At 65.9% G+C, this 9330-nt stretch carries 9 protein-coding genes; 5 read left to right on the top strand and 4 right to left on the bottom strand.

Going from position 1 to position 9330, the window contains the following annotated elements; all coding sequences use genetic code 11:
* From AC629_RS40465 to AC629_RS40455, 3 genes are all read left to right on the top strand, one after another.
* The coding region (locus AC629_RS40465) for a hypothetical protein (protein WP_245332158.1) at nucleotides 1-409 on the top strand (409 nt) is incomplete at its 5' end.
* Between the two features lie 100 nt (nucleotides 410-509).
* Nucleotides 510-1202 carry a response regulator transcription factor gene (locus AC629_RS40460; protein ID WP_084810253.1) on the top strand — a complete coding sequence of 231 codons (693 nt, stop codon included), beginning with the start codon at nucleotides 510-512 and terminating at the stop codon, nucleotides 1200-1202.
* On the top strand, nucleotides 1189-2265 hold the full coding sequence (locus AC629_RS40455) for a sensor histidine kinase (RefSeq protein ID WP_084810252.1): 1077 nt from the start codon (nucleotides 1189-1191) through the stop codon (nucleotides 2263-2265). Before AC629_RS40460 ends, AC629_RS40455 begins: the two co-directional genes overlap by 14 nt.
* A 12-nt stretch (nucleotides 2266-2277) precedes the next feature.
* On the opposite strand, the gene AC629_RS40450 is transcribed toward AC629_RS40455, so the two are convergent.
* The 3 genes from AC629_RS40450 to AC629_RS40440 form a co-directional block, all read right to left on the bottom strand.
* Nucleotides 2278-2640 carry a response regulator transcription factor gene (locus AC629_RS40450; protein ID WP_084810251.1) on the bottom strand — a complete coding sequence of 121 codons (363 nt, stop codon included), beginning with the start codon at nucleotides 2638-2640 and terminating at the stop codon, nucleotides 2278-2280.
* Nucleotides 2637-3503 carry a S1C family serine protease gene (locus AC629_RS40445; RefSeq protein WP_084810250.1) on the bottom strand — a complete coding sequence of 289 codons (867 nt, stop codon included), beginning with the start codon at nucleotides 3501-3503 and terminating at the stop codon, nucleotides 2637-2639. The genes AC629_RS40450 and AC629_RS40445 overlap by 4 nt, the downstream gene beginning before the upstream one ends.
* Before the next feature lie 211 nt (nucleotides 3504-3714).
* The gene (locus AC629_RS40440) at nucleotides 3715-4548 is read right to left on the bottom strand and encodes a transporter (protein ID WP_143199831.1); all 834 of its coding nucleotides are present in this window, start codon (nucleotides 4546-4548) and stop codon (nucleotides 3715-3717) included.
* A gap of 111 nt (nucleotides 4549-4659) precedes the next feature.
* On the opposite strand from AC629_RS40440, the gene AC629_RS40435 reads away from it, so the two are divergent.
* Nucleotides 4660-5538, top strand: coding sequence for a dihydrodipicolinate synthase family protein (locus AC629_RS40435; protein WP_084810249.1), 879 nt, complete (start codon nucleotides 4660-4662; stop codon nucleotides 5536-5538).
* A gap of 217 nt (nucleotides 5539-5755) precedes the next feature.
* A complete protein-coding gene (locus AC629_RS40430; protein ID WP_084810248.1) occupies nucleotides 5756-8080 on the top strand; it encodes a xanthine dehydrogenase family protein molybdopterin-binding subunit in 2325 nt (774 codons plus the stop codon).
* A 241-nt stretch (nucleotides 8081-8321) separates the two neighbouring features.
* Here the strand turns inward: AC629_RS40430 and AC629_RS40425 are convergent.
* A partial coding sequence (locus AC629_RS40425; RefSeq protein ID WP_143199830.1) for an acyl-CoA dehydrogenase family protein occupies nucleotides 8322-9330 on the bottom strand: 1009 nt, incomplete at its 5' end.

Raw genomic sequence — 9330 nt, 5'->3', positions numbered from 1 at the left:
GTTTGGTGGCGGCGGGTTTGGCGGCGGCGGGCATTTCGGCGGTGGCGGCATGCATGTCGGCGCTATGGGTGGCGGCGGCATGCGATTTGGCGGCATGGGCGGTGCCCGTTTCGGTGGCGCCCGCTTCGCCGGTTCGCCGATGGCCGCCCACGCTGCCATCGGGCCGCGCTTTGCCGGTGCTCCGCTAGCGACCCGCGCCGCCTTCGGCCCGCGGTTTGCTGGCCCGGGCTTTCGCGGCAGGCCCTTCATCGGCCGCCATGCCTTCTTCTTCCGCCATCATCACTTCCGTCGGTTCGCCTTCGTCGGCGGTCCGTTCTTCTATGCCAACTATTACGACGACGGCTGCTGGCAAAGGAGCTGGACGCCCTATGGATGGCAATGGTTCAATGTGTGCGGAGACTATTGGTAGTCGCATCACCGTGCCGCACCATTGTCGCGATCGCCATCGGGCAGTTCCGCTCAGCCCCGGAACGGGATAGTCTGATGGCGATCGTCGCGCGGAGTTTTGCATGACCGGAGGTCATCGCCGTATCCTGGTCGTCGAGGACGATCCGGAAACCGCAGGCCAGCTCGCTGAGGAGCTGACGACCTCGGGCTACGACGTCGATCTCGCCGCCACGGGGCGAGAAGCCCTGAGCCACGGCGCCGCGCGCGAGTATGCCGTGATCACCATCGATCGCATGCTGCCGGATATCGACGGCATCACCGTGATGCGTCAATTGCGCGATGATGGCGTCGCCGCGCCGTTCCTGATCATTTCCGCGCTCGGCGAGGTCGATGACCGCGTGCGCGGCTTGCGCGCCGGGGGCGACGACTATCTCGTCAAGCCATTCTCCTTCGTCGAACTGCTGGCGCGGCTCGAGGCGCTCGGCCGCCGCAGCGAGACCATCGCCAAGGAGACGATTTTGCGGGTCGGCGACCTCACCATCGACCTGATCGCACGCAACGCGAGCCGCCGCGGCCGGAAGATTCCTCTGCTGCCGCGTGAATTCCAGCTGCTCGAATATCTCGTCCGCAACGAGGGCAGCGTCGTCTCCCGCGCGATGCTGCTCCAGCACGTCTGGGACCTGCATTTCGATCCGTCCACGAACATCATCGATGTCTATGTCGGTCGTGTGCGCCGCAAGGTCGACGACAGCCAGGCCTATCCGCTGATCCATACCATCCGCGGCATCGGATATTGCCTCCGTGCTCCTGGCTAAGACGCTCCTCTCCTCGACCTTCCGCCTGGCGCTGATCTCGATCGCGGCGTTCGGGCTGATCGTCGCGGCGATCATGGCCTATGTCTACTTCGGCACCATCGCCTATGTGCAGAGCCAGGTCGGTGACGCCGGCGATCACGAGGCCTTCACTGGCATGATCGAGCTCGCGATGATCGCGGTTGCCGTGCTGCTGCTGGTGCTTGCCGGGCTCGCAGCCGTGCTGGTGACGCGGCGCACCGTCGGCCGGATCGAGGAGATCAATGCGACCAGCCAGGCCATCATGCTGTCCGGCCTTGACCAGCGCATCCCCTTGCGCGGCAGCCACGACGAGTGGGACCGCGTCGCCGAAAACCTCAACCAGATGCTCGACCGCATTGAGACGCTGATGGGCGAGGTCAAGCAGGTCAGCGACAATGTCGCCCATGACCTGCGCACGCCTCTGACGCGCATGCGCGGCCGACTGGAGAAGGCCTATCACGCTCCACGCAACAGCGAGGTGGATGCGGCGCTGATCGGCGACACCATTGCCGATCTCGATTCCGTGCTTGGCATGTTCGCTTCCATCACCCGGATCTCGGAGATCGAGACCCGCGCCCGCCGGAGCGCGTTTCGGACACTCGACCTTGCCGAGATCGCTGGCGAGGTCGTCGAGCTCTATGACGCCGCCGCCGAGCAGGTCAGGACTCATCTCAGCCTCGGTGGCGACCGCAAGGTATCCGTGACAGGCGACCGCGACCTCCTGTTCGATGCGATCGCCAATCTTGTCGACAACGCGATCAAGCACGGTCGTGTGGGAGGACTGGTCACCGTGACTTGTCGCAGCGCCGGTGGCCGGGCGGCGATTACGATCGCCGACGATGGTCCGGGCATTCCGGCCGACCAGCGCGATCGCGTGTTCAAGCGCTTCTACCGGCTCGAACAGAGCCGTTACACACCGGGTAACGGTCTGGGTTTGAGTCTGGTCGCCGCGGTTGCCGGCCTCCATGGCGCCGAGATTGCGCTGCACGACAACGCACCGGGCCTTACAGTCCGGCTCAGCTTCCCAACGACATCAGCACGATAGGATCCGACGGCGTCAGAGCTCGATCACGCCGCGGCGCGCCGCATGCGCCACCGCATCGGTGCGGCCGGTGGCGTCCAACTTGTCGAGCAGCGAGCCGACGTGGAATTTCACGGTGTGCACGGAGATGCCGAGCTGACGTGCGATCATCTTGTTGGAGGCGCCCTCGGCCATCAGCGCCAGTACGTCGAGCTCGCGCTGCGTCAGCGCGATGTCCTCGGGCATGTCGCGCGAGACGATCGTCGCTGTGGCCTGTTCGCCGGGCGCGGCGAGGCGAAGCCCGGCGACGTTGCCGAGCAGCGTCGCCAGGCGAGCGGCAAGGGCGGGATCGTCGATTTCCAGGGAAAGTACGATCTCCCGTGCGTTATCCTCGCTCACGCCTCCGGCCTCTCGGCGACCGTGACCTTGAAGCTGACCGGCTCGCCGCCGCGACGTACCGCGACATCGAGCACCGCGCCGACGCTCGCCGGACCCAGCATCCGCGACAGCGCGCGCACGCCTGAGAGTTTCTGGTCGTTGACCGCGACGATCACGTCGCCCTGGCGAATACCGGCCGCAGCCGCCGGTCCGGTCTTGTCGACATTCATCACCATCGCGCCGATACCGTCGTCAAGCCGCACCGGCTGGAGCCCGAGGCCGAGATATCCTCGGGCGATGCGGCCGCGTGTCTCGAGCTGGGCCGCGACGCGCTCGATCGTCGCCGCCGGGATCACCAGCACACGCCGCGGTCCGAGCACGGCCATGCCGAAAGCCTCGCCTGATGCGTCCAGCGCGAGGCCGCCCTGCTGGGCGGGATGCAGGCGAACGTCGAGCTCGATCCGTGCATCGATGTCGCCGCCGCGCAGGCTTCGCCAGCTCTTGCCGGACAGCGAAACCATCCCGAGCGCGGCGCTCGGCGCATCGCGACTGGTAGCGACCACGACCGACAACGCGCCGAGGGGCGGGACCGTGGTGGTCAGCTTGACGGGCGCGATATTGGCATCAGCGCGCAGCAGCGCGATATCGGTCGTGTGGTCGCGGCCGGCGATCGTGGCGGCCACGGTGCTGCCGTCGGGGAGGCCGATTTCGACCTCGCCCTCATCGGCCAGCGCTTCGTCGGCTGTGACGATCAGGCCGGATTTCCAGACGAAGCCGGTCGCGCGGGAGCGGTGCGAATGCACGGAGACGATGGACGGCGCGGCGCGCGCGACGACATCCGCGAGCGCGGATGACAGTGAAGTCAGCGGAGTGGGGTCGGTCATGGGAGGCTCCTGTAAGCTGCCCTCAATCTGGGATGTCACGGCCGATCCGGAAACTGGCCGGATGGCCAGGACCTCGGTAGCGCTACAGCCGACGAACACGTGATTGGGAGCCGCTCACGCGAACGTGTAGCGATCGGCCCGGCATTGCGCCTCACGACAGGACTTCAGCGAGTGTGGTCTCAGCCCTTGCAGGGATGTCCTTACGAGGTGGTCAATGCCGGAGCGTCGGCCTCGTCGCTGTGCCGAGGACGTTGTCCCAGCGGTAGGAGTACCCGACGCCGATGATGTAATCAGGCGAATTCCGGTTGAGGCCAAAGGCCAGATGGAAATCGAGCTGCTCGGTCCGGTTCAGCAGATAGCCGCCGCCGACATTGAGCAGTGCCGTGCTTGTGCCTCGCGACGGATAGTCGCCGATATATTCGGCGAACAACGCCAGCTTTTCGGTGACCTTCCGTTCGATGACGAATGTTGCTTCGCTGGTCTGGTGGCTGGCGAGATCCGATGGTCGAAAGAAGCTCGTGAACATGCCGCTGATGCCCCAGCCGCCGCCGAGCTCGTATGACCAGGGGAATTGCAGATAGGGCTGGAATCCATCGCCGGCGACCGCGGCCGTGCCGGTCGGCAGGCCGACGCCGAACACCACCGAGAGATTTGCTGGCTCAGGCAGCCCGCTGACCTGCCATTTCACCGCAGGGGAGACGTTGGTGAAACCGTTGTCGATCGCACCCGTCAGCCGTCCGACATAGCTCGGCACGTCCACCAGCACTTCAAGGCAGGGCGCGATGCCAAAGCGGATACGGCTGTTGCTGCCGTCGAACCCCTTGCCGGCATTCTGCCGGGACGTGTTGACGCCGTTCTCGCTCTGGATGCTGCCTGCCGGCACAACCAGGCTGGAATTGGTCACATCGGGCCGATCGGTCGCGATTTCAGATTGCGATGACGGGCATTCGCCGGCGCGAGCCACCCCGGGCGATAGCGCAGCCGCAAGGAAACCGGCGCAACACAACGCGGCCCGCCAATGTTGCGGGGCAATCTTCAGAACCACAAATACGCTCTTCGAAGGCAGTTCGCTTGCTGGCAATAGTGCTCCATGATAGCACGCACTGGTAGCAGGCCTCCCCAAGAAGACTCGATTTCCCGGAATTTATTCCCTGACATGACCGATTTTCGTGGTGTCTTTCCCTATCTCGTCTCTCCGGTCGATGCCGACGGCGCGGTGCTCACGAACGTGCTCGGAAAGCTCTGCGACGATCTGATCGGCGCCGGCGTGCATGGGTTGACGCCGCTCGGCTCGACCGGCGAGTTTGCCTATCTCAATGCCGTGCAGCGCATGGCGATCGTGCAAACCACGATCGAGGCCGCGAAGGGCCGCGTGCCGGTCGTGGCCGGCGTCGCCTCCACCTCGACTGCGGATGCGGTGGCCCAGGCGAAAGCGTACCAGAAGCTCGGGGCCGACGGCATTCTTGCGATCCTCGAGGCTTACTTCCCGCTCGCCGACACCCAGGTCGAATCCTACTTCGGCAGCATCGCCGACGCCGTGGACATCCCCGTCGTCATCTACACCAATCCGCAATTCCAGCGCTCCGACCTTACCCTCGACGTCATCGCGCGCCTCGCGGAGCATCCGCGCATTGGCTACGTCAAGGATGCCTCGACCAACACTGGCCGGCTGCTCTCGATCATGAACCGCTGCGGCGATGCCTTGCGTGTGTTCTCGGCCTCAGCCCATATCCCGGCAGCCGTGATGCTGATCGGTGGCCTCGGCTGGATGGCAGGGCCGGCCTGCATCATCCCGCGCCAGAGCGTCGCGCTCTACGACCTCTGCAAAGCGGGCCGCTGGGACGAGGCCATGGCGCTCCAGCGCAAACTGTGGCGGATCAACGAGGCCTTCGCGCGCTTCAATCTCGCGGCCTGCATCAAGGCCGGGCTCGCGATCCAGGGCTACGACGTCGGCGACCCCGTTCCGCCGCAGGCTGCTCTCACGGCCGACGCGCGCAAGGTCGTGGAAGCGGCGTTGCGCGAGCTCTCTCCGTAGTCGTCTTGGCCGGGCATAGCCGTCCAAAGGACGGCGTCGCTTCCGCTCGCCTATGCCCGGCCATCCACGCCTTACCGCGCTGAAGCGAGAACGTGGATGTCCGGGACGAGCCCGGGCATGACGAATCCGCGGGTTTGTCGCCCAAAACCGCAGCTGGCTTCACATGCCTCCATCCGCTACAAGGCGGCCGCACTTTGAGGCTTAGAGGACTAGCGGAATGAACATTCTTCCCGGCAATTTGCGTTTCGGAGCGGGGCAGCCCGTCAAGCGTTTGGAAGACCAGCGGCTGCTCACCGGGAAGGGGCAGTTCATCGACGACAAGCCGGAGGACGGCGCGCTGTGGCTGCACGTGCTGCGTTCGCCGCATGCCCATGCGAAGATCGTATTGATCGACACCAGCGCCGCGGCCGCTATGCCCGGCGTCACTGCAGTCTATACCGGCGCCGACCTCATCAAGGACGACATCGGCAGCATCCCGACGCTGAGCATCTTCAAGCGTCCCGACGGCAAGCCGATGACGGTGCCGCCGCGCCGCCTGCTTGCGCATGAGATCGTGCGCTATGCCGGCGAAGCGGTCGCCGCGGTGGTCGCCTCCTCTCGCGCGGAAGCGCAGAGCGCGGCCGAAGCGATCGTGGTCGAATACGAGGTGCAGCCGGCGGTGGTCGACCCGGTCGAGGCCGTAAAGCCCGGCGCGCCCGTGGTCTGGCCCGAGGCACCCGACAACATCGTCGGCGCGATGAGCTATGGCGATGCCGCCAAGGCGGACGAAGCCTTCGCCAAGGCCGCGCACACGGTCGAGCTGGATATCGTCAGCCAGCGCCTGGTGCCGTCGGCGATGGAGCCGCGCTCGACCATTGCCGAGATCGACACGAAAACCGGCCGCCTTCTCCTGCATGTGCAGTCACAGACGCCGGCCTCCACTCGCGACGTGCTGGCGGAAGCCGTGCTGAAGCGCCCGAAGGACAGCGTCCGCGTGCTGGTCGGCGACATCGGCGGCGGGTTTGGCCAGAAGACCAACCTCTATCCCGAGGACGGCATCGTTGCCTACGCCGCAACCAAGCTGAACAACAAGATCCGCTGGCGCGGCGATCGCACCGACGAATTCGTCGGCGGCACCCATGGCCGCGATCTCACCTCGACCGCGTCATTCGCGCTCGACGAGAAGGGCAAGGTGCTGGCCTATCGCGTCAAGTCGATCGGCTGCACCGGCGCCTATTCCTCGGGTGCGGCGAACATCATTCCATTGGTGCTCGGGCCGTTTGTGCAGACCGGCGTCTACGACCTGCCGCTGGTGCATTTCGAAGTGCAGTCGGTGATGACCCACACCGCGCCCGTCGGCGCCTATCGCGGCGCGGGCCGTCCGGAAGCGGTCTTCATCGTCGAGCGCCTGTTCGACGCTGCCGCGCGAAAGATCGGCATGGACCCGCGCGCGATCCGGAAAGCCAACTACATCAAGCCGGCGCAGCTGCCCTACACCAACGCCGCCGGCCAGGTCTACGATTCCGGCGCCTTCGCCCACATGCTCGACCGTGCCGTGAAGCTCGCCGACTGGGACGGTTTCGCCGCGCGCAAGAAGGCCGCGAAGAAGAAGGGCCTGCTCTATGGCCGCGGGCTCACCTCCTACATCGAGTGGACCGGCGGTCGCGCCCACACCGAGAAGGTCAGCCTGCACGCGACCTCGCAGGGCCGCGTCGTCCTGCATTCCGGCACCATGGCGATGGGGCAGGGGCTGCGGACCACCTACACGCAGATGATCTCCGACACGCTCGGCATTCCCATGGACAGGATCGACGTCGTCCAGGGCGACACTGATCTCGCGATGGGCTTCGGCAGCGTCGGCTCTCGTTCGCTGTTCGTCGGCGGCACGGCGGTCGCGGTCTCCTCCAACGATCTGATCCAGAAGGCGCGCGAGAAGGCGGCGAACGCGCTCGAGACCTCGGTCGAGGACATCGAATATCAGGGCGGCATGCTCACCGTGGTCGGCACCGACCGTCGCATCAGCCTGTTCGATCTTGCGGAGAAGGAAGGCGGCGCCAAGCTCAGCGTCGATTCCGAAGGCGAGGTCGATGGCCCAAGCTGGCCGAACGGCACGCATATCTGCGAGGTCGAGATCGATCCGGAGACCGGCGTCTCCCGCGTCGTGCGCTACACCACGGTCGACGACGTCGGCGTTGCTGTGAACCCGATGCTGGTCACCGGCCAGATTCATGGCGGCGTGGCGCAGGGCATCGGCCAGGCACTGTACGAGGGCGTCTCGTATGATGCGGACGGCCAGCTCCTCACCGCCAGCTACCAGGACTACTGCATTCCGCGCGCCGACGACGTTCCGGCGATCGTGGTGACGCTCGACGATTCCGCGCCTTGCCGCACCAATCCGCTCGGCGCCAAGGGCTGCGGCGAATCCGGCGCCATCGGCGGCCCGCCCTGCGTCACCAATGGCGTGATGGACGCGCTCGCCGAGCTCGGCATCACTCAGCTCAACACCCCACTGACGCCGCAGAAGATCTGGCAGGCGATCAGGGACGCGAAGGTCGGCGGTTAAGCGAAGCGCGTTGTTGCGCTGGTTATCGCCACACACTCAACTGTCGTCCCGGGGCGCGCGCAGCGCGAGCCCGGGACCCATAACCACAGGGAGGAGTTGTTGCGCGAAGTCGATAACTCCGAGTCCCCGTAACCACCGTCCGCCTGTGATTATGGCGACGAGCGCAAGCGCTCGCGCGCGGGTCCCGGATCTGCGCTTCGCTTGTCCAGGACGACAGCGGTGAAGGTCGCGCCAGCGTGCGCTAGATTCCCAGCATCATCTTCGCGATGATGTCGCGCTGGATTTCGGACGTGCCGCCGAAGATCGTCCAGGCCCGGCCGTTGAGATATTCCGGCACGACCGTCAGCATCTCCTCGGCAAGCGCCGGCTCGTGGTTGAGCTTGTAGAGCGGCCGCATCGGCTCGACGGCAAGGGCGTCGTGACCGATCACGTCGACGCCGAGCCGCGTCACCGCTTGCCGGATTTCACTGTTGCGCAGCTTCAGGATTGACGACACCGCGCCGGGATTCTGACCGGTCTGGAGCGCGGAGAGCACGCGCAGCTCGGTCATTTCCAGCGCATCGATATCGACCTCGACCTCGGAGATGCGCGCCGCGATATCGGGGCTGTCGATCGCGCGGCCCGTCAGGTCCGACCCGGCAAGGTCCGCGATCGCCTTCAATCCCTCGCGCAGCTTCGCCGAGGCGATCCCCGAGCCGCGCTCGAATTCGAGCAGGTATTTGCCGTAGGTCCAGCCCTTGCCTTCCTCGCCGACGCGGTTCGCCACGGGCACGCGCACGTCGTCGAAGAACACCTGGTTGACCTCGTGGTCACCGCCGATGGTGAGGATCGGGCGCGTGGTAATGCCCGGTGTCTTCATGTCGATCAGGATGAAGCTGATGCCGTCCTGCTGCCGCGGCCCGTCGCTGGTGCGCACCAGCGCGAACATGCGGTTGGCGTGATGGGCGTGCGTGGTCCAGATCTTGGTGCCGTTGATGATGTAGTCGTCGCCGTCGCGGACCGCACGCGTCTTCAGCGAGGAGAGGTCGGAGCCGGAGCCCGGCTCGGAATAGCCCTGGCACCAATAGTCCTCACCGGAGAGAATACGCGGCAAGTAGAAGTTCTTCTGCTCGGGGCTGCCGAAGCCGATGATGACGGGCCCGACCATCTTCACGCCCATCACGTTGACATTCGGCACGCCGGCGCGTGCGCATTCGGTCTCGAAGATCCAGCGCTGCGCCGGCGTCCAGGCCGGGCCGCCATGGTCGGCG

The organism is Bradyrhizobium sp. NAS80.1, from assembly GCF_001908205.1.
Lineage (GTDB): Bacteria > Pseudomonadota > Alphaproteobacteria > Rhizobiales > Xanthobacteraceae > Bradyrhizobium.
This window is presented reverse-complemented; position numbering and strand designations above follow the sequence as displayed.

Coding starts and splice junctions, on each gene's coding strand:
- AC629_RS40460 (WP_084810253.1), top strand. CDS start 510: ATGACCGGAGGTCATCGCCGTATCCTGGTCGTCGAGGACGATCCGGAA.
- AC629_RS40445 (WP_084810250.1), bottom strand. CDS start 3,503: ATGACCGACCCCACTCCGCTGACTTCACTGTCATCCGCGCTCGCGGAT.
- AC629_RS40435 (WP_084810249.1), top strand. CDS start 4,660: ATGACCGATTTTCGTGGTGTCTTTCCCTATCTCGTCTCTCCGGTCGAT.
- AC629_RS40430 (WP_084810248.1), top strand. CDS start 5,756: ATGAACATTCTTCCCGGCAATTTGCGTTTCGGAGCGGGGCAGCCCGTC.